Origin of the sequence: Lachnoclostridium sp. An14 (genome assembly GCF_002160755.1) — a bacterium.
Taxonomy (GTDB): domain Bacteria; phylum Bacillota; class Clostridia; order Lachnospirales; family Lachnospiraceae; genus Lachnoclostridium_A.
In genome coordinates, this window is the sequence record NZ_NFLE01000002.1 from 155,788 (window position 1) to 176,138 (window position 20,351).

The window sequence follows — 20,351 nt, forward strand, 5'->3', positions numbered from 1 at the left end:
GCTCACACCTCATTCTCCAGATTTGCCGCCGCTTCGACGACGATCTTCCCTACCCCTGTATCAATGGACATGGGGCCTTTTACCAGGACCGTTTCCAGGTTTCCGACGGTTTCCGTTTCCTCCCCGTCTCCCGTCACCGTCCACGGCTCATCCATCACATTCTGGATCTGGCAGAAATCCGCGCCCCGGCCTCGGAGCATCATTCCAGCCTGGGAGGAGACGTCCATCTCCGCCTTTTCCTTCAGCTGGCACTGGTAAATCACGCCGCCGGGAATAATGGGATACCACTGCTTTCCGCCTTCCAGTTTCCAGTAAAACGCAGGCTCCTCGATCTTATTCCCGCAGGGGCAGACGTTTCTGCCTCCCGTGAGCGACGGAAGGAAATGCGCCCTGCCGCAGCTGCAGGGCGCGATAGACGCCCGCAGGGCAATCAGGGTGCTGTACCATTCCTCCACCGTCTCCCCCGCCTTCTCCCCGGACAGTGCCTCCTTAGAAAAGGCCTTCCGGAACTGCTCCTGCAAAAACGCGGGATACTGGGCCCACATTCCCAGGGGGCCGATGTGGATCCCCTTCACCGGAGGATTGGAGCCGTCCGCCTTGTCGTAGATGAACACCGGGGCTTTGCCGTAGTACTCCCGTTTCTTCGCCGCCGTCATCACCGGATTCTCCGCCGTTTTATGGCCTTCCAGGGGATGCCCCTGAAAAAAAAGCTCAAAAAGAAGAACGGCGAGAAGATACTCATCCGTTCTTGAATCCGCTTCTCTCTCCCCCAACAGATATTTCGGCGCCATGAGTGTACTGCACTCCGTCAGCTTTATTTTTCCTGTCCTGCTCAGATATTCCGCCCCGGCCAGACGGACCCTGCCGGTCTTATTGTGTACCAGCACATCGTCGTTTGTAAGATTGTGATAGTGATACCCTCCGGCCTTCAGCTGCAAAAAAGCTACCGTCAGGCTGAGAGCCGCGTTCACGATCATCGGCCAGCCCGTAAATCCCTCGTTTCCGTCCAGAAAATCCCGGATCGGCCGAAACGCCTGGGGATAGGTTTCCATCACGTAGCCAAACCCCGCGTCCGTCTTTGACGTCACATCCACCGGCCACAGCAGGCTGTCCGCCGGCGGGTTTTCCTTCAGATGCTGGCAGAGATTCCCGTAAAAGGCGCTCACGTCCTCCTTTTTCATCAGCCAGCCGGTTTCCTGTCTGGAAATCCAGCGGGCCGGCCTCGTCTCTCCCATATATTCCACGGGTTTCGCATACCCCGGAAAGGCCGTTTCGTCTCCCCGGCTGAAACGGACGCTCTCTTTTTTTACCGTCGTCAGCTCCTCCATGCTCCCCACCTCCATGTTCCATTTTATTCCTTGCCTGCCATGCAACACCTGCCGGTTTCCCGTTTATTTATGTACAAAATTGTCATCAAAAAGGTATAAAACAGGCATATTACTACTAATTATAACAAGCTCCTATTTCACCTCAATATGTGACAAAAAATGTGGCAGTTTTTTCTTTCTGCCTTTTCTTGACGCTCCAAAAAGGCAATGTTAAAATACGGGCTATGACTGAGACAAGTCACGGGGGGATTGAATTATGAAAAGTTTTGGAAAAATGCTGCGCGGTTTTATCGAAAACAGCGGCTATACCATCTATGGCATTGCTCAGAAAGCGAATATAAACCGTACAACTCTCCAGAAACTCCTTTCGGATGAGAGAAAACCGACCGCGGATCAGGTCAGAAAGCTTCGTCCGTTTCTGAAACTGACGCCTGCGGAAACGATTGAATTTGATATGTCTTTTGAATTGATCCAGGTGGGGGAAGAACTGTTTGAGCAGAGGGCATTGATCAAGCAACTCCTGGAAAACATTTCCTACGTGCAGCCTGAAAACGGGCGCCCTCCCAGGTATCCGGACGATGACGGGCTCGACCTTCTGCCCTCTCCCGGCCTGCACGAAGGCTATCTCTCCGTCTACCGGCTGCTCAGAGAACTGATCCTGTGGGAATGTGTCCTCCCCAAATCCGCCTCCCCCTGCGTACGGATCAATGCCCCGGCCAATATGGAAATCTTCCGGGACCTGTTTATCCACACCATGCGGGAGTGCCACGAGAGCCAGCTCTCCATCATGCAGCTGACCAGCTTTTTAAAGCCTGGGGCTGCCAAGAACGCCTTTTCCTTCAATCTGGAAATCCTGGCAAATATCCTGCCGTTCCTGCCCCTGTCCGACTTTCAATACCAGGTGTACTATTATTACACCGACGCCCCGGTAACGGACATCCGGCAGTTTTCCTTCCCCTACTACGTCCTGTTTTCCAACACCGCCGTGCTCCTGTCCACAGACTGCCACGCGGCCATTGTGAGCAGGGATCCCGCCCTTCTCCATTATCTGGGAAATCTGTTTTCCGCGGCCATGAAGGAAGCCGGGCCCTTTACCCTGAGCTATCACCGGGCTGAGGACGTCCTTCCTCACCTGATGGAAATGGATTTAGAGGATCTGCCCTTTTACTCCCTGGAATATCAGCCCTGCCTCATGTCCTACGTGACAGAGCGGATGATACAAAATTATTCCCGCATCCAGGAGCCGGAAGATGCCATCTCCATCCTCCAGCTCACCTCCATGCGGGCCAGACAGCTCCGCGGCCTGAACCACCATATTTCCATTTTCAGCAAAAACGGCATCCACCATTTTGCCAGGACCGGTCAGATCGCCGACCTGCCCTCCTGCTACGCCAAGCCCTTCTCGGAGAGAGACCGCATTTATATATTGGAATGTCTCTACCGCGACATTTTAAGCGATCTGAGGCATCACCGGGTGATCAATCCCCTTGTGCTCCCGATTTCCGAGCACCTGCTCTGCCTCCTCCACCAGAATTCCGGCCTGGACTTCAGCTACTTTACCAATGACGGGAAAAATTACGGCTATCTGCGCATTGAGGAGCCCTCTCTTTTGGAGGCCTTTGAGGACTTTTTCCAATATATGCTCCGCTCCGCCATGGTAGGGACAAAGGAGGAGACTCTGGCTGTAATCCAGGAGTGCATTGACGAAATTAAACACCCTTAACATACCCCCCCCCTGTATTAAAATCACGTTTCCTGATAGTATGCCATCTCTGTAACCGCCGTATCCTCATAGCGGCTCCCCGGATAAACAGATTCGATCTGAATCTCCAGGGAGTCGCAGAGCACCGGCCTGGAAAACTCCAGATACGCCGGCTGCATCCCATCCTCCAGCCCCACCGAAAAGGTTCCCATCTCCTCTCCCTCCCGGCTGCACACCACCTTCAGGCTGGACGGACGTCCGTTTTCCCAAAATGCCTCCTCACTTTTCCAGCTGCCTCCATAAAAGGAAATCACCTTCAGCGGGACGGTCTCGCCGTAAAAGGAGGCCGTAAGGGTCACTCCCTCTCCAAAGCCATCCTCCCCCTCCTGCCAGGAGGTGGATACATCCCCGTCCAGCATCCGCTCCGGCCCGTACACCATCCCGCTGGTCTGGGACACCAGGCTGCTGCTGGCTCCCATTTCCACAGACACCTGCTCCGTCTGATCCCAGTCCACATCGTCCACGGTACGGACATTTAAGCGGACCTCCTCATTGGAACCGGCCACGCTATCCATCCCTGCCGCCGTGGGAAGGACGGCTCCCAGAGCGGAATAGGAAAGCAGCAGGAGGATTGTCCAGGTAAAGGGCGATGCCTTCTTTTTAAGCTTTTCCTCCAGCAGGCCGGCCTGCTCCCGGATCTGCCCGTCCCGCTCCATGGGGAAGAAGGTCAGCCGGTTGATGGCGCCTCTCTGCTCCCAGAACATGGACTCAGAGCTCACCTTCTCCTTCAGGGCATCCGCCCGCCCAATCAGCTCCTTCACCTCTTTGACGCAGCGGTTCAGCCGGCTCCAGGCCCCGCACCGTCTAAATCCTTTCAGTCCGGACAAAAAGGTCATCAGGGACATGAAAAGGAGAAATCCCCCCAGCCCCTTTGACAGAATGCTTTCCAGATTTCCTCCCGCGAACAGCGAGCCCGCCCAGATGGCCGCCATCACAGCCATAAACATGGCAATCACGCTGCGGATCCGTCCGGGGCGTTTGTAAGTGGTCTTAATGCTCTGGCGCATGGTTTCCAGCTGTTCCTGCACATATCCGGCCCTGGTCCGGTAGCTCTCCACCGCCGCGGCCGCTTCCTCCCGCTGTTTTTCCATTCCCTTCTCCAGACAGTGTTTCGCCTGGATCCGCCCTTTTTCCTTTAAATATCCCACCGGCACCTTGCGGCCGCCTCCGTCGTCCACGAAATAGCCGTCGATGTGTTTCCCGAAAATCGAGTATTTCCCCGGCAGGAAAAATCCGTTCTCATAGAGGAGATAATTGTCCATCATGGCCTCCTCCAGGGACTCCATCCAATCTCCCAGCTGATCCGTAAGGTTTTTAAAATCCTCCGTCCCCGTTCCGCCGGACTCCAGACTGTCCTTGCGGGCCAGGATGTCGCCGCCCACTTTTCCGGATGCCAGATAGAGGTCGGTGTGCTGGAGCAGCCAGTACTCCGGCAGATTCTTTAAAAACTGAGCGCAGAGATTTAAAAGGCTCCTCCTTTTAGACGGGGCCGCCTGCTCCAGAAGGCAGAGGGTGTCCACGTAGCGTTTCTGAGCGGAGGCGCTTTCCTCTAAGCTATCCTCCCATCTCCTCACCGCATCCGTGTCCGCCATCCTGCGCATCCAGGCCTTAAACTCTCCGTCCCCCACGCAGTGCTCCATCACCGTCTCCCGTTCTCCCTGCTCCAGTCCGTACAGGTACTCGATCAGGCTCTCTACCGTGTCAAAGATCTTTCCCTGCTCCAACATATATCCCATTTTCGCCATGTTCTCATTCTCCCGTATATCTTTCCTCAGGCTGCCGGCCCTGTCGTTTTTTGACTGATTTTGCCGGCCGCCCATACGTCGATTATAATCGCAATATCCGGGCCGCACAACGCGTGACAAACGGTGTGCCAAAAACTCCATTTTCTCCTGTACAGCCGTTTCTTTCCTTTCATTTATCCACAAACTGTGCTATGATAGGGGCTAACATCCACACAAAGGAGAATTTTATGTACACATATACCTGGTATCAATGGCTTGGTTGTTTCTATATTTATTGCTTTGCCGGCTGGATCTTTGAATCCACCTACGTGTCCATCCGAACAGGACGGTTCGTCAACCGGGGCTTTCTGCGCCTGCCCATGCTGCCTCTCTACGGCACCGGGGCGGTGATGATGCTCTGGGTCTCCCTGCCGGTGCAGGATCATCTGATCCTGGTCTATCTCTCCGGCGTCCTGGCCGCCACCGCCCTGGAATACGTCACCGGCTGGGCTATGGAACGGCTTTTTAAAGTCAAATACTGGGACTACAGCAATCAGAAATACAATCTCAACGGCTACATCTGCCTGACATCCTCCATCGCCTGGGGCTTTCTCACCATTCTCCTCACAGAGGTGCTCCATCCCCCGGTGGAACGGCTGCTGTTTCGCCTCCCTGTCCCCCTTGCGGTGGGCGGGGTGTGTTTTATCACCGTCATCTTTTTATATGATACGGTGCAGTCCGTCCGGGATGCCCTGGCCCTGGGCCGTGCCCTGGAGGCCATGACCAGGCTCAAAGCGGAGCTGGACGACGTACAGGTACAGCTTGCCCTGCTGAAGGCGGAAACCGTCCAGCGCATGGCCGACTACCGGGAGGAGACAGCGGACCGGATGATGCAGCTGCGGGACGAGACAGCGGAGCGGGTGGCTCAGCTGCGGGACGAAACCGCGGAACGCATGGAACAGCTCCGGGACGGAACTGCGGAGCGCATGGCTCAGATGAAAGACGAGACCGTCGTGCGCATGGCTCAGCTGCATGACGAAACCGCAGGGCGGGTGGCTCAGCTCCGGGACGGAACTGCGGAGCGCATGGCTCAGATGAAAGACGAGACCGTCGTGCGCATGGCTCAGCTGCATGACGAAACCGCAGGGCGGATGGCTCAGCTACGGGATGGAACCGCAGAGCGCATGGAACAGCTCCGGGATGGAACCGCGGAGCGCATGGAGCTGCTCCGGGACGGAACTGCGGAGCGCATGGAGCAGTGGAAAGCGGATGCCGCCCGGCTTATGGAGCGGTGGCGAACCGATTCCGCCGTCACCCGCGCCGAATTGAACGAGCGTCTTCCCAAACTGCCCGGCCTCCGTCTGGAAACGCTTACCACTCTGCTGGACCGCGGCAAAGAGCTCTCCGAGAAACGCCGCGCCTTCACCGGCCAGCTGAACCGTCACCGCCGGAATCTCCTCCTCCGCAACCCCTCCGCCGCCTCCCGCCGTTTCAGCGAGGCGTTAAAGGAGCTGCGTGAACTGGCTGAGGAACAGTGGAAGGAGCAGAACCGAAAGGACGGCTGACAGGCAGGAAGTTTCCTCGCTTACGTTCCACAACCGGCCTTTTGGCACCCAGGCTGTCATAAGGAACACAGTTCCTACTACAATATATCTATGGCAAAAAAGAATATGGCTGCTGACGCAGCCGCGCTCTAGCGCGAGGGCACGCCAAGCACACACCTTTTTATACCGTCCTGCCCGTCTGATGCCGGTATATCTGTACGCGAGGGCACGCCCATCTATATCGCCGCCATCCGGGCTTTCGTCGTAAAATGGCAAAAAGCCGCAGCAATCACCGCCGTTCTGTCACGGCCGGTCATCGCTGCGGCTTTTTTATTTTACCGGCGGAAACCATTCTCCCCGTTCTTTGTCACTTTTCCCCTGTCACGTCTTTCTCTGTCACGCCGTTCTCCGCCGCACGTTTTCCACGCTTACGGGACAGGCGCAGACCGCCCTCAGCCCATCCGGTGTTCTCAAAACAGGGGAAACCGTTCCCTCGTCCCGTTTTCTCCCGTCACCTCCAGCTCCAGATCCTGGAACCGGCCGGTATCGGACACCAGCCTGCTCTGGCCGTCCTCCATCCCCATCTGTACCTGATGCTCCGCCTCCAGCTCCTCCAGGGTCTCCAGCATCTGAAACCCGTCGTCTGTGCGGTACAGCTCCTGACTGTCCAAAAGCAGCAGATACCCATGTCCCTCCAGCCGCTGGCCATCCTCTAAAAATCCCATGGCTATGGAATTCCCGCTGTCCTTTACCACAAACTGTATCTCTGCGTCTCTGTCTTTGGCGGCGGCGCCATCCCCGTCCCCATACAGCTCTCCGTACCGCTCATCCACTCCTGCCATATCCACCGAAATCAACTGCCGAAACCCGCTGTCCCCGTCTCCCTGGAGCACAAATACTCCTTGGGGCCCGTGAAACACCAGCAGTCCTTCCTCCCCCGGTCCCCCGGAACCGGCCGCGTCCAGCACGATCCCATCCGCCAGCGTTGTCCCGTCCCAGACAGCGGCCTCATAGGGCACCGGCTCCTCTCCGCCAGCCAGCTTTCCCGCCACAAATATGGAAGTAGGCCCGTCCGCCCCTCCGATGACAGTCACCGCCGGGGCGCTCTCCGTCCCCTGGGGACTGGTGAGCAGCCCGCAGCCCGCCAACGCCGTGCACAGCAGGGCCGCCACATTCACCGCCGCAGCAGGACGCCGAAAGGACAGCACCCGTTTCATCCTGGCCTTCGTATGGCTCTCTCCAAAGGCCGGAACCTGCAAAATCCCGCTTTTTCGTTTCGCGAAGGACAGCAGGGCACCAGCGTAGCCTTTCCTTCCTTCCAAATCCATATCTCTTACCACCCTTTCGTCACAGCACATCTCCATATCCCGACACATTTCCCGGAAACTCACCCACGCCAGGGGCTGGAACCAGTGTACCGCCGTGATCAGAAAACAGACCGCCTTCACCAGATGGTCCCCGCGGGCGATATGGGCACGCTCGTGGAGCAGGATATAGGAAAGCTCCTTCTCCCCGATCCCGTAAGGCAGCACGATCACTGGCCGCACCAGCCCCATCACCACCGGCACATCCGTCCACTCCGACCACAGTACCCGATCCTCTCCCGGCACAGCCACTCCCGTCCGCACCTTCACCGCAAACCGCAGATACCGCCACAGCTGTACTCCCACGCACAGGATGGCGCCCGCCACCCACACGGCTCCCAGCGCTGCCAGCAGAATCTGCAGCGGATTGGCCGAGGCAGTCGGAACCGGGGCCAGGCTGCCGGACAATACGGGATTTACCGCCTGGTCGATAAGGCCGATCCCCGTGTCCACCGCTGGCTCTAAATCATATACTATATCCTTTGCCACCGACTCCCGGTTCACCGGAAACAGGCTGAAGGCCGTCTCCAGAGCAAAGGGACAGGCAAACCGCCAAAACACCGCCAGCCACAGCACATAGGAATAGATCCTCGGCAGTTTCCGCAGAAACAGCCGCAGAACCAGCACCACCACAGCCGCCGCCCCGCCGGCGATGGTCATATTCAGCACCGTGATAAACCAGTCAGTCATCCTCCACCGCCTCCTCGATCATCCGCTGCAGCTCCTCCGCCTCCTCCCTGGTCAGTTTCCGATCCTTTAAAAACGCCGTCAGAAACGCCGGAAGGGAGCCTCCAAAATTCCGATTTAACAGCTCCTCACTCTCGTACTTTCCCACATCCACCTTCTGAACCAGAGCCGTCACCACCGCCTGGTCATTTTTTAAAAATCCCCGCTCCGCCAGCTTTTTCAGCACCGTATAGCTGGTGGATTTCTTCCATCCCAGCTGATACGCCGCCAGACGGGCCAGCTCGGTGGAACGCACCGGCTGTTTCTCCCACACCAGATCCATAAAGCGGTATTCGCTCTCGTAAAGTTTCAGTTCCTCCATGGCCGCTCTCCTTTCCCTGTTCCCCGGAATAGCCGTTTCCCCTATATCAAGGTCCCCTCGGGATAACCGTTTCAGCCCACATCCATTTTTACAGCCTAAGAGGATCCATAACACAGCCAAAAAGGTCTATCCTGATCGACCTATCCTTACGATAAGTCTATCACAATAGACCTCTTTCCACAAGAAAAACTTTCTTACATTTTTCCGTCACATTTTCCGTCAGGCAGTCCCCCTTTGCCCTGCCGTCCATTTCCCCGCAGACGCTACCCCTTTCTCCCCGTGACCTTCTCCCACACCGCAAAAGGCGCCTCCGAAAGCCACTGGAAAGCGCCGTACACCGGCCCCCAGGCCAGGACGGCAGACAGGGCCACGCAGCCCGCCATCATAAGGAGCACCTGGGCCTTGGAGTGGACGTTTAAGAAACGATACAGGTCAAAATACTGGCACAGGTCCCGGATCAGCCGGTGCAGCACGTACACGGAAAGCGTCCGCTGCCCCAATTTCGTGAGAAATGGCAGGCGCCGGTCCGGCAGAAAAGCGATCAGCCCGAAGGAGAGCGCCCCAGCCGCCCCGTAGCAGATCAGGCGGATCAGCCAGCACAGGGAGTACAGCTCCGGCGAGAACCGGTCGTACATCGCCCCGTAAACCGCCAGCCGGTAGGGCTCCAGAAAATCATAGGTTCCCAGAAAAATCCCCGCCCCCACCAGGGCGCCCAAAATCACCGCCGCGGCACGCCGTCCCCCGAAACAAAGCCCTTTCAGCTCACGGCCCGTAAAGAAATACCCCATAAAAAAGAAGGGGGCGAAGGCAAACACCCGGTCTGCCGCCAGGAAATCCCCCAGACCGCTGCCGGCATAGCCCCCCGCCAATCCCACCGCCAAAGCCAGGGCCAAAGACACCCATTTCCCCAGGCGGCTGCACAGAGGGATAAACAGATACCAGAGCAGCAAAGCCAGCAGATACCAGGGTGCCCCGCTCTCGTGGAACAAATCCACCCTCCAGCCGATCTGGCCCTCCAAAAGCCCCTCCGTCACGTGTACCCCCAGCTCAAACAGCAGGTACAGCCACGCCAGCCTGGCAAGTTTCCCCCACTTAAACCGCCCGTCCCGGTACACTCCCTTCGCCAGATAGCCGGAAATAAAGATAAAGCAGGGCATATGAAAGGTGTAGATCAGATACTGGCTGTTGGTGGTAAACCTGGTGGTGGAAATAGGCAGGAGAAAATGGCCGATCACCACCAGGATGATCAGAACCCCCTTCACGTTGTCAATTCGGTAATTTCTAGGTGCCATGACCGTTCCTTTCCATATAAAAAGTGTGCGCCGCAGCCATCCTCCCATGCGCAGAGTACGCATCCGCCGGGAACTTTCACCCGCCGCAGGCTCTTATGCCATAGGGCCCCCGGTTTCCTATGCACAAGCAAAAGGAAGGCGCTGCCAGCCTCCGGGAAATCCTGTGCCCTGCAGCGCCCCATATTTGTCAATTCCTTACATCATTTTGTCTACCATAGCCATCACAGCGTCGCCCAGCTCTTTGGACTTCTGCTCGCCGTCAGCTAAGGAAGTTCCCTTCACGCCGTAGTAGAACTTGATTTTCGGCTCCGTTCCGGACGGTCTCACGCATACCCAGGCGCCGCCCTCCATGTCGTAGTACAGCACGTTGGAAGAAGGAAGTCCGGTGGGTTTCACCTCTCCGGTGGCCATATCCTTGATGGTGTCGGCCTTGTAGTCCCTTGCGGAAACCACCTTGTAGCCGCCGATCTCCGCCGGCGTATTGTTTCTCAAATGCTCCATGATGGCCTGGATCTTTGCCAGTCCCTCGATGCCGGACAGTCCGATGGACTTCACCGCATCCAGGCAGTAGCCGTACTTCTCGTACATCTCTACCATGGCATCCCACAGGGTCATGTTCTTGGTCTTATAGTAAGCGGCGGCCTCACAGAGGGCAACGGTGGCGGAAACCGCGTCCTTGTCCCTTGCGTAGGTGCCGATCAGGCAGCCGTAGCTCTCCTCCATTCCAAACAGGTAGGTGCCCTTTCCGGTGTGCTCGTTCTTTAACACCTGCTGGCCGATCCACTTAAATCCGGTGAGAACCTCGATAAGCTCCACACCGTAAGCCTTTGCCACCTCGTCGATTAAGTTGGTGGAAACGATGGATTTTACCACCTGTCCATCCTCCGGGATCAGGTTTCTGGCCTTCTTCTGGCTGAGCACGTACTCACAGAGAAGGGATCCGGACATATTTCCGGTGAGCGGGATGTAGTCGCCGGACTTGCTGTCCTTTACGTATACACCGAGACGGTCCGCATCCGGGTCTGTGGCCAGCACCAGGTCTGCGTCCTGCTCCTTCGCCAGCTTCAGTCCCAGCTCGAAAGCCTCCTTGGACTCTGGGTTCGGGTAGCTCACCGTGGGGAAGTTGCCGTCCGGCAGCTCCTGCTCCGGAACTACGGTCACATGGGTAAATCCGATCTCCTTTAAGGCTCTGCGCACCGGCAGGTTTCCCGTTCCGTGGAGAGGGGTGTACACGATCTTGATGCTGTCCTGCATCTGGTCGATGGCATCCTGGTTCACCACCTGGGCCTTTACCTGGGCGATGTATTTATCGTCAATGTCTGCGCCGATAATCTGATATTTTCCAGCCTTCACTGCCTCGTCCACGGTGGTGGTCTTTACGGTGGAGAGATCCTCGATGGCCAGCACTTCCTCCGTCACGCCCTTGTCGTGAGGCGGGGTAAACTGCGCGCCGTCCTCCCAGTATACCTTGTAGCCGTTATACTCCGGCGGGTTGTGGCTGGCGGTGATGTTGATGCCGGCGATACAGCCCAGCTCACGGACAGCGAAGGAAAGCTCCGGGGTGGGACGCAGGGACTCAAACTTGTAAGCCTTGATGCCGTTGGCAGCCAGGGTCAGAGCCGCTTCCTCCGCGAACTCCGGGGACATATGGCGGGAGTCAAAGGCGATGGCAACTCCCTTGTCCGCTCCGCCCTGCTTGATAATGTAATTGGCAAGGCCCTGGGTAGCGCGGCGGACTACATAGATATTCATGCGGTTGATACCGGCTCCGATGATGCCTCTCAGTCCGGCGGTGCCGAACTCCAGGTCCATATAAAAGCGCTCTTTGATCTCGTTCTCATTTCCGGCGATGGCTTTTAACTCATCCTTCGTCTTTTCGTCAAAATATGGATTGCTCAGCCATTCTTCATAAATTTTCATGTAATCTTTCATTGTTGCTGTCTCCTCCTGAATCCCGCTTGGCTCGCGGAAAAATTTTTCTGCCGGCAAAACGCGCTTTTCCACGCGCAGGGGGACAGCAGTAAATCCGTCTGCATCCAGGCACACGCAGATTTACCGCTGCCCCCCTGCACAGCTCATCACCGACGTGGATATTATACAACATTTTGCACAAAAAAGGAAGTATCAACCGCCAATCTGCCGTAAAAAATTCCATCGTTTTTCTTCCTGTTCTTCCAGTTTTTCCAATTTTTCGATGTTTCTCTCCGGAATCCAGGCTTTGTTGGCATTGTAATAAAAATTGATCTGTTTCCAGTATTTCTCCGGATAGAGAAAGAGATAGTACAGGCACTCCCGCTCCCGCCCGGAAAAGGGCAGGGAACGCTGGTAAATGTCCAGCACCGACATCCCCAGGGCGCTGTTCCAGTCGTGTTTTTCCATCACCTTCCGCAGAAAATGATAGAGGTCCGTCACCTGGACGCCCATGTGCATCCGGTTAAATTCGATGAAGGCGATGCCGCGGCCGGTCATCAGAAGATGGTGCTGATCCAGATCCCCGTGGCACAAAAAAAGAGCCTGGTCCTTCTCCTCTGTGAAAATCCGTCCCATGCCCTCAGCCGCCGTTTTGGCCTGCTCGTAAAATTTCCCGAACCCGGAAATCACCTGCAGCTCAAAGCCGGTCTTTCGCCGCTTGCCCCGGACAAAGTTCCGGGCGCGCCAGAGCTCCTGGTTGTGGCGGCGCATCTCTCCCGCCAGGGACTCCCCCAGAATGGAGCCCATGCTCCACTCCTCCTTAAAGGGCAGCTCCCGCAGCACCCGGTGCAGGGCCGCGATCCGCTCTGCCGCCTGGAGCACCTCCCTGGTGTCCTTTATGCTGCACTCCCGGTCGGGAAACCAGTCCTTCACAATATATCTGGTGCCGTCGCCGGCGATGGAAAGGAGCCCGTCCTCCCGGTTGCGCACACAGCGATCCACGGGGATGCGGGCCCTCTCCGCCACAGCTTTCAGCACCTCGTCCTCAAATTCCAGGCGCCGGACCGTCCCCCGGTATTCCTTTACCAGTTTCAGGCCATGGTCGGTCTCGCAGAGCCACGCGCCTCTGCCCTTCCTGGCCGACAACAGCTCCAGATCATATTGCTGCAGAATTTCCATATATTTCTCGTTCACGGCTGCCCCTCCACATTCCTCTTGTTTCCCGCGGGCAGGACTCTCCTGTCCGGCTACTTCTAGGGTATGTGGCTGGGCGGCCTTTTAGAATCGCAGGAGGTATTCTTTTGTGTTGTGCTCCGGATTCTTTAATACCTCGTCCAGCATCCTGGCGAGCCGTTCCCCGATCTGGGGGCCCGGTTTCTCCCCGGCCGCGATCAGGTCTCTCCCCGTCACCGCCAGAGTCTTTAGGGAAATGCAGTCCCCGTCCCGCCGGATCTCCTCCGCCAGGGCCTTCAGCGTCTCCGTCTCCTCCGGAGTGTCCGTGCCAGACGCACACCGGAACTCCAGCAGGCTGTCAAACATCTGGGCGTCCATGGCACTCATGGCTTTGCGCACCTCATATTTGTCCGGAGGAAGGGGACGGTTCCACCAGCTCACTAAGAGCTTTGCCCTGGAAATGGTGTCGTTGTCCAGTTTCAGCTCCTTTAAGATCTGTTCCGTCTTTCCCCCATCCAACCGCCGCAGGAAGGCTGCCCAGCGGACGGCTTTCTCCGGGGAAAACTCCGGGGTCAGGAAGTTTCGTGGGCGGGAGGAACCGCCGGAGCCCTCCATCCCCGGATCTCCCGCCTCCGCGAAGTGGTCGCTTACGTAGGCGGCGATCCCTGTCTCAAATACCAGGCTCATCCGCTGGGGATGGGGGGATTTTAACAGTTTCGTCAGCTCCACCTGGATCCGCTCCTTGCTCACGTGAACCAGGTTGGGGGCGATCTGTCTCACCGCCGCCATGGTCTCCTCCTCGATGTCAAAGCCCAGCTGGGCGGAAAAGCGGATGGCCCGCAGAATCCGCAGGGCGTCCTCCGTAAACCGGTCCTCTGCCCGTCCCACGCAGCGGATGATCCCTCGTTTCAGATCCTCCATGCCGCCGAACTCGTCCACAATCCCGGTTTTGTGGCTGTAGGCCATGGCGTTGATGGTGAAGTCCCGGCGCTTTAAATCCTCGGTCAGATTGGCGGTAAACTCCACGCTCTTTGGGTGCCTGCCGTCCTCGTACTCCCCGTCAATGCGGTAGGTGGTGACCTCGTAGCCCTGCCGGTTTTCCAGGACCGTCACCGTCCCGTGCTGGATGCCGGTGTCGATGGTCCTGCGAAACAGGGCTTTCACCTGCTCCGGACGGGCGGAGGTGGTGATGTCCCAGTCCTCCGGCGTCCGGCCAAGAAGGGTGTCCCGCACGCAGCCGCCCACAGCGTAGGCCTCAAACCCGGCCGTCTCCAGGGTGTCAATGATCCGTTCTACTGCCTGAGGGATCTCCATTAATACGCCTTCCCCCAATATACCATCTTCGTGGCCGGTTTTCCGCAGCACACGCACTTATCGGAAATCTGCTCCTGAGCGAAGGGCATACAGCGGGAAGTGGCGCCTGTCAGCTCCTTGATCTTGTCCTCGCACTCCTGGCAGCCGCACCACATGGCCTTCACAAAGCCCGGTTTCTCCTCCACGGTCTTCTCAAACTCCTCCAGAGTCGTAGCGGTGTAGGTGTGGGCATCCCGGTGAGTTCTCGCTCTCTCCAGCAGGTTTGCCTGGATCTCGTCTAACAGCTCGCCCACCTTCGTCTCCAGCTCAGAGAGGGCCACTGTAACCTTCTCGTGGGTATCGCGGCGAACCAGGATGGCCTGTCCGTTTTCAATGTCTCTCGGCCCGATCTCCACCCGCACCGGAATTCCACGCATCTCGGACTCGCTGAACTTCCAGCCCGGGCTCTTGTCGGAATCGTCCACCTTTACGCGGAAGTTGGACAGTACGCCCTTTAACTCAAAGGCCTTGTCCAGCACGCCCGCCTTCTGCTGCTGAATGGGCACGATCACCACCTGGGTGGGAGCGATGGCCGGCGGGAGCACCAGGCCGTTGTTGTCGCCGTGCACCATGATGATGGCGCCGATGAGACGGGTGGTCATGCCCCAGGAGGTCTGGTGAACGTATTTTAACTTATTGTCCTTGTCGGAGAACTGGATGCCGAAGGCCTTGGCGAAACCGTCGCCGAAGTTGTGGCTGGTTCCGGACTGGAGAGCCTTGCCGTCGTGCATCAGCGCCTCGATGGTGTAGGTGGCTTCCGCCCCCGCGAATTTCTCCTTGTCCGTCTTGCGGCCGCGGATCACTGGCATGGCCAGCACCTGCTCGCAGAAATCGGCGTACAGGTTCAGCATCTGGATGGTTCTCTCCTCTGCCTCCTCCGCCGTGGCGTGGGCGGTGTGGCCCTCCTGCCATAAGAACTCTCTGGAACGGAGGAACGGACGGGTCGTTTTCTCCCAGCGCACTACGGAGCACCACTGATTGTAGAGTTTCGGCAGGTCACGGTAGGAATGGATGTCCCTGGCGTAGAAATCGCAGAACAGCGTCTCTGACGTGGGGCGGACACACATTCTCTCCTGCAGGGGCTCCAGGCCGCCGTGGGTCACCCAGGCCACCTCCGGCGCAAACCCTTCCACGTGGTCCTTCTCCTTCTGAAGCAGGCTCTCCGGGATGAACATGGGCATATACACATTCTGCACTCCCGTCTCCTTAAACCGCTTGTCCAGCTCCTTCTGGATGTTCTCCCAGATGGCGTAGCCGTCCGGCTTGATCACCATGCAGCCCTTTACGCTGGAGTAGTCGATCAGCTCTGCCTTTTTCACCACATCCGTATACCACTGGGCAAAATCCTCCTCCATGGACGTGATGGCTTCCACTAATTTCTTGTCGTTTGCCATGATTGTTCTCCTTTTCTTCTTTCTTCCTGATAATGAATTTTGAATTGCAGGCGGGGGCGGAGAGATCCGCTTTTGTTTTCCTGCGCGGAATGCTCATCTGTTTCCCTGATACCGGGCTGGTCTCAGCATCAAAAACTCTCCCGCAGGCAAGCCCGCATCGGATTTTTGATCCTGAACCCCTGGTATCAAGCAAAAAGAGCGCCCCAGCCCCCTCTCTGCAAAAAAGGGACCGAAACGCTCGGCGGTACCACCCAATTTAGCGGCGCGTCCGGCTCCTTCGGGAATTTTCCCGGTTCCTTCTGCCCGCTCACCTCATGATCCGTTAACGCCGGGATACGCCGCATTCCTCATGCGGGGCTCCAAGGCCGGTTCAGTATTCAGGGACACGGAAACCTCTCACCAAACGGCCTCCTCTCTGGATGTGTGTAAATACCTACTATTCCTTTTCACTGCCTTTGTCTTTTGTAGGTTGATTCTACGCCATTTTCTGCCGGTTGTCAACCGCTGTTTCCCGGTTAAATGGGGATACGCCCGAAAGGGCGATAAAACGTGCCCGCTCCCAGCTGCAGTGTCCTATTTCCCGTCCCGCAGACGGCCGGCTATCCTGGCGCGGTCATGTTCCGGGATGTCTAAGGCGGCCATGGCCTGCTCCGCTGTGAGATTTAAGTTTTTGATCAGGTTTTTTATTCCTTCCAACTGGGCGTTTTCCGTTGTTTCTTCCCTCACTTTTTTCGTCGCCTTCTCCACAGCCTCCTCATTCATTTTTCTGATAGCCTCACACACATTGATCGCCTCCTCGTCGCTTTTTATGGTGAGTTTTGCGTTGACACAGGTATTCAGCACCTCTACTTCTTCCCTGCCCAGCACCACATCCGCCCCGTCGCCGTTTAACCAGCGTTCCATCCTTTCCTTATCTCTGGAATACTTAATAAATGTCAGCACATTCCCAAGGGAAGTGTGAAATTTCCCGAAATCCTGTTCCGGAATATCCGCCGGGGCTACCAGATGAACGCGGTAATCCGGGATCATAGCCAAAATCGCCGGATCGTCCACATCCATCATCTCATGAAGGGACAGGGGCGCATCCCATTCGTCCGGGGAGAACAAAATCATCAGCGTAATCACTGGCAGGAGCTTATCCTCTCTGTAAAACCCTGACAAAAATTCCCCTTCCCTGCGCCCCTTATAATCCTTTTCCTTCCGGTGTTTTTTCGCTGCCCGCTCCACCTGGTTCACATACTGCAGCACATCATACAGAAGATTCTTCACAGGGGCCGCATAATGGACGGCGGACTGGTTTTCGATTCCCAGCAACAAATACGCCGCCCTCCCGTCCTCCATAGCCGCCAGCCCTTTAAACACATCCCTGTATTTCTGCACCGGTTTCCCTGTCCGGTCCGTTCCATGGAGAAATGACAGCTCTGCTGTATCCAGCTCGTGAAGGCGTTCCGCAGAAATCACCTGCTTTCCTCCGTATAAATAGAAGTTAAACGCATCGGCAAACACCTCATTCTGTCTGGTATACGCTTTTGTCGCCGTGTCGGCTTTTCCCATCCCCATCCCTTTCCTTTCCGTATTTTTACTATATCATATGGGAAAATTGGTTTCAAGACAGACCTGGCTCCCGGCTGAGTGGAGCCAGGTCTAAAGAAAGTAAAATCGCCTTCTATTTCCCATCCCGCAGACGGCCGGCTATTCTGGCGCGGTCGTGTTCCGGGATGCCGAGAGCGGCCATGGCCTGTTCCGCTGTGAGATTTAAGTTTTTGATCAGGTTTTTTATTCCGGCCAGCTGGGTGTTTTCCGTCGCCCTTTCCGTCGCCTTCTCCACAGCCTCCTCATTCATTTTTCTAATCGCCTCACACATGGATCGCCTCCTCGTCGCTTTTTATGGTGAGTTTTGCGTTGACACAGGCGTTCAGCACCTCCACTTCTTCCCTGCCCAGCACCACATCCGCCCCTGTCACAAGCCCCCTGACTGCTCTCTCTCAACCCCACTTCAGAGCTTTCACAGCTTTTGCGGACGCTCACATTGGAAAGCCCCGGTAGGTAATCCGTAAACGCCCGGATACTCCATATCTGGATATTTCTGTATCTACCATACCACACCGGCCAGTCCATTTCAAGAGCGGCCACAAGACTCTGGTTCCCCTGGGAGGCATTTCACTGAAATGAGGCCGCCGGAGGCTCCTTGGACCGCCTCTCTCACTGCGCCTCAGCCCCCAGGAAGGCGTCGATTCTCGTCTTCACATTCTCCTGAAGGTTGCGGTAAAAGAACTGGTAATCGTACAGATGGTAAACGCCGTCCTCGAAAATAGAAAGCCCCGCCGGGTACTCCTCCGGCGTCACGTCCGTCACCTTAAGCGCCCCCCGCTCCGGGTCAATATAGGCGCCGGTCAGCTCCGGGATCTCAGAAGTGATTTCCCCGCTGTAATTGGTGAAACAGGCGCCCAGATTCAGGCTCTTATCCGCCGCGGTGCCGTCCGTTTTCCAGTTCAGGGGATTGATGGCCAGCGTTTTCGTCCCCGCCGGAATCATGAGGGAATCGCCGACAGATTCCGCCTCAGAGTTAAAGGAAACGATCACGCCGGTGTCGTCCGCTCCGGCAGCCACCCGCAGATGGGGATACTGGGAAATCTCCTCCTCCGTAATGCTCCATCCGATGGCATAGCAGGCCACCAGCTGGTCCATGAGCTCCTGGCTGGCGAAACAGTCCTTCATCAGGCGGATGCTAAGATCCGCCCCCTGGGAAAATCCGGCCAGAATAATGGGACGGCCATGGTTTTCATTCTCCCAGTAGTATTCAAAGGCGGCCTTCACATCCTCGTAGGCAATGTCCAGATAAGGCTCCCGGTCCGCCGCGTCCATCTCATACACATTTAAGCCGATCTGGCGGTAATAGGGGGCGAAAAAGCGGCTGTCTCCGTCATAAATCCCTTTTTCCATGCGGATGGCGCCCACGAAACTCTCCTTGGTGTCATCATCGGACAGAGACATATTGCAGGCGTCCTCAGAGCCCCCGTAAACAGATGGGCAGATAAAAAAGACATCCGCCGTTTTACTGTCCTCCTCCGGCTCCCAAAACGCCCAGTTTGCCACATCCCCGTAGTCCGGAACACCGGAAATAAGTTCCTCCCGCTCTCCGGCGGCCTGGGTCTCCTCCTCCTCGGCCTGCTCAGTGACCTGCTGGGAAACGGAGGTCTGTGTCCCATCCGCCTCCGGCGCCTTCGGAGCGCAGGCCGTCGCCAGCCCCATGGCCATAACGAGAAGGGCAAACCATTGTTTCCATACCATTTTCTGTTTCTTCATTTTTTCTCCTCCCTTTTCTTTTGCGGAAGTTTCCGGTTTTTCTCCAGCGTTTCTCCCGCCTTTCCCATTTTGTACGTTTACTATACTATACAGGCAAGTCCTTTTCAAGCTGGGACAGGCTCCCGCCTTTCCTCCACAAATTCCCCCGCCCCCGTTGCCCGTCCCGCCCTCCTGTGCTACAGTTTACCAAAGCGGACAGAAAAAGCGAGGATTTCTCTCCTCCAATGGTCTAAACTATGTGTATGTGCAGGAGGCATGGATATGGAATGGTTGAAACATTTAAGCGACGCCATCGCGTACATCGAGGAGCATCTGACGGACGAGATCTCCATTGAGGAGGCCGCCGGGATCGCCGGCTGCTCCGTCTATTATTTTCAGCGGCTCTTTACCTTCGCCGCCGGGATCAGCCTGGGGGAGTACATCCGCCGCCGGAGAATGTCCCAGGCGGCGCTGGAGCTGCAGCGCTCCGGACGGCGGGTGCTGGACGTGGCCTTGACCTACGGCTACTCCTCCCCCACTTCCTTCAACCGGGCGTTTCAGGCGGTTCACGGCATTCCGCCGGCAGCGGCAAAAAATAAGGAGGCCCCCCTCCGCCTCTACCCGCCCATCCATTTTTCCGTACAGATCACAGGAGGAAACGCCATGACCTACCACATCGCCAGAAAAGAGGCATTTTCCATTACCGGCATCCGCATCCCCCTGACTCCCGACCCGGAGAGAAATATGAGGATCATCCCCGCTTTCTGGCAGAAAGCCTTCTCTCAGGGCCGGTTCGGGACCATCTGCGGGCTGGCGGAGCGCTCAGGAGGAAATGCGGGGGCTGGCCCCAAAGGCATTCTCGGCGTCAGCGTCTATGAAGGCCCCCAAAACCGTTTTTACTACATCGCCGCTGCCGGCAGCCATCCGAAGGAAGACGGAATGTTTGAGTACCGGATCCCCGCCGCCACCTGGGCAGTGTTTGAAAACAACGGCCCGTTTAAAGAGGAGGTCCAGACGGTGTTTCGCCGCTTTTCCACGGAATGGCTGCCCTTTTCCGGGTATGAGTACGCCGGACTGCCGGACGTGGAGGTGTACCCCGCCTGCCGGGAGCGGCCGGCCCTGGGCCTTTCCCAGGTCTGGTTTGCCCTGAAGGATCCCCATTCCCCAACATAA

Annotated in this window: 15 protein-coding genes and 1 other annotated feature; of the genes, 3 read left to right on the forward strand and 12 right to left on the reverse strand. The window is 57.0% G+C overall.

All coding sequences use genetic code 11. The features are described 5' to 3' along the window. Positions 1-2 precede the first annotated feature (2 nt). On the reverse strand, positions 3-1,328 hold the full coding sequence (locus B5E84_RS02240) for a hypothetical protein (RefSeq protein WP_087218592.1): 1,326 nt from the start codon (positions 1,326-1,328) through the stop codon (positions 3-5). A gap of 256 nt (positions 1,329-1,584) precedes the next feature. On the opposite strand from B5E84_RS02240, the gene B5E84_RS02245 reads away from it, so the two are divergent. Next, positions 1,585-3,051: a helix-turn-helix domain-containing protein gene (locus B5E84_RS02245; protein ID WP_087218595.1), complete on the forward strand. Its 1,467-nt coding sequence runs from the start codon at positions 1,585-1,587 to the stop codon at positions 3,049-3,051. 23 nt (positions 3,052-3,074) lie between these two features. Here the strand turns inward: B5E84_RS02245 and B5E84_RS02250 are convergent, their stop codons facing one another. Beyond that, positions 3,075-4,835, reverse strand: a complete 1,761-nt coding sequence (locus B5E84_RS02250; RefSeq protein WP_087218598.1) for an NADase-type glycan-binding domain-containing protein — start codon at positions 4,833-4,835, stop codon at positions 3,075-3,077. 227 nt (positions 4,836-5,062) lie between these two features. On the opposite strand from B5E84_RS02250, the gene B5E84_RS02255 reads away from it, so the two are divergent. Next, complete coding sequence (locus B5E84_RS02255; protein ID WP_087218602.1) at positions 5,063-6,379, forward strand: putative ABC transporter permease; 1,317 nt, start codon at positions 5,063-5,065, stop codon at positions 6,377-6,379. 449 nt (positions 6,380-6,828) lie between these two features. On the opposite strand, the gene B5E84_RS02260 is transcribed toward B5E84_RS02255, so the two are convergent. The 10 genes from B5E84_RS02260 to B5E84_RS02305 form a co-directional block, all read right to left on the reverse strand. Beyond that, a complete protein-coding gene (locus B5E84_RS02260) occupies positions 6,829-8,412 on the reverse strand; it encodes a M56 family metallopeptidase (protein ID WP_087218605.1) in 1,584 nt (527 codons plus the stop codon). After that, positions 8,405-8,770, reverse strand: a complete 366-nt coding sequence (locus B5E84_RS02265) for a BlaI/MecI/CopY family transcriptional regulator (RefSeq protein ID WP_087218608.1) — start codon at positions 8,768-8,770, stop codon at positions 8,405-8,407. Before B5E84_RS02265 ends, B5E84_RS02260 begins: the two co-directional genes overlap by 8 nt. Positions 8,771-9,033: 263 nt before the next feature. Next, positions 9,034-10,062, reverse strand: coding sequence for an acyltransferase family protein (locus B5E84_RS02270; RefSeq protein ID WP_162612791.1), 1,029 nt, complete (start codon positions 10,060-10,062; stop codon positions 9,034-9,036). Between the two features lie 195 nt (positions 10,063-10,257). Then, positions 10,258-11,994 (reverse strand): phospho-sugar mutase, encoded by a 1,737-nt coding sequence (locus B5E84_RS02275; RefSeq protein WP_087218742.1) that lies wholly within the window; start codon positions 11,992-11,994, stop codon positions 10,258-10,260. Between the two features lie 192 nt (positions 11,995-12,186). Further along, complete coding sequence (locus B5E84_RS02280) at positions 12,187-13,167, reverse strand: phosphotransferase (RefSeq protein ID WP_087218614.1); 981 nt, start codon at positions 13,165-13,167, stop codon at positions 12,187-12,189. An 84-nt stretch (positions 13,168-13,251) separates the two neighbouring features. Further along, entirely contained in the window at positions 13,252-14,460 is a 1,209-nt protein-coding gene (locus B5E84_RS02285; RefSeq protein WP_087218617.1) for a CCA tRNA nucleotidyltransferase, read from the reverse strand. Beyond that, positions 14,460-15,893 carry a proline--tRNA ligase gene (gene proS, locus B5E84_RS02290; RefSeq protein WP_087218620.1) on the reverse strand — a complete coding sequence of 478 codons (1,434 nt, stop codon included), beginning with the start codon at positions 15,891-15,893 and terminating at the stop codon, positions 14,460-14,462. Before proS ends, B5E84_RS02285 begins: the two co-directional genes overlap by 1 nt. Positions 15,894-16,114: 221 nt before the next feature. After that, positions 16,115-16,352: a binding site (T-box leader), on the reverse strand. Between the two features lie 114 nt (positions 16,353-16,466). Next, complete coding sequence (locus tag B5E84_RS02295) at positions 16,467-17,447, reverse strand: hypothetical protein (protein WP_242963226.1); 981 nt, start codon at positions 17,445-17,447, stop codon at positions 16,467-16,469. Positions 17,448-17,559: 112 nt separating this feature from the next. Continuing rightward, on the reverse strand, positions 17,560-17,757 hold the full coding sequence (locus B5E84_RS02300) for a hypothetical protein (RefSeq protein ID WP_087218625.1): 198 nt from the start codon (positions 17,755-17,757) through the stop codon (positions 17,560-17,562). Positions 17,758-18,095: 338 nt separating this feature from the next. Further along, positions 18,096-19,199, reverse strand: coding sequence for a DUF3089 domain-containing protein (locus B5E84_RS02305; protein WP_242963227.1), 1,104 nt, complete (start codon positions 19,197-19,199; stop codon positions 18,096-18,098). A 261-nt stretch (positions 19,200-19,460) separates the two neighbouring features. Here B5E84_RS02305 and B5E84_RS02310 point away from each other — a divergent pair, with 261 nt between their 5' ends. After that, the gene (locus B5E84_RS02310; RefSeq protein WP_087218628.1) at positions 19,461-20,351 is read left to right on the forward strand and encodes an AraC family transcriptional regulator; all 891 of its coding nucleotides are present in this window, start codon (positions 19,461-19,463) and stop codon (positions 20,349-20,351) included.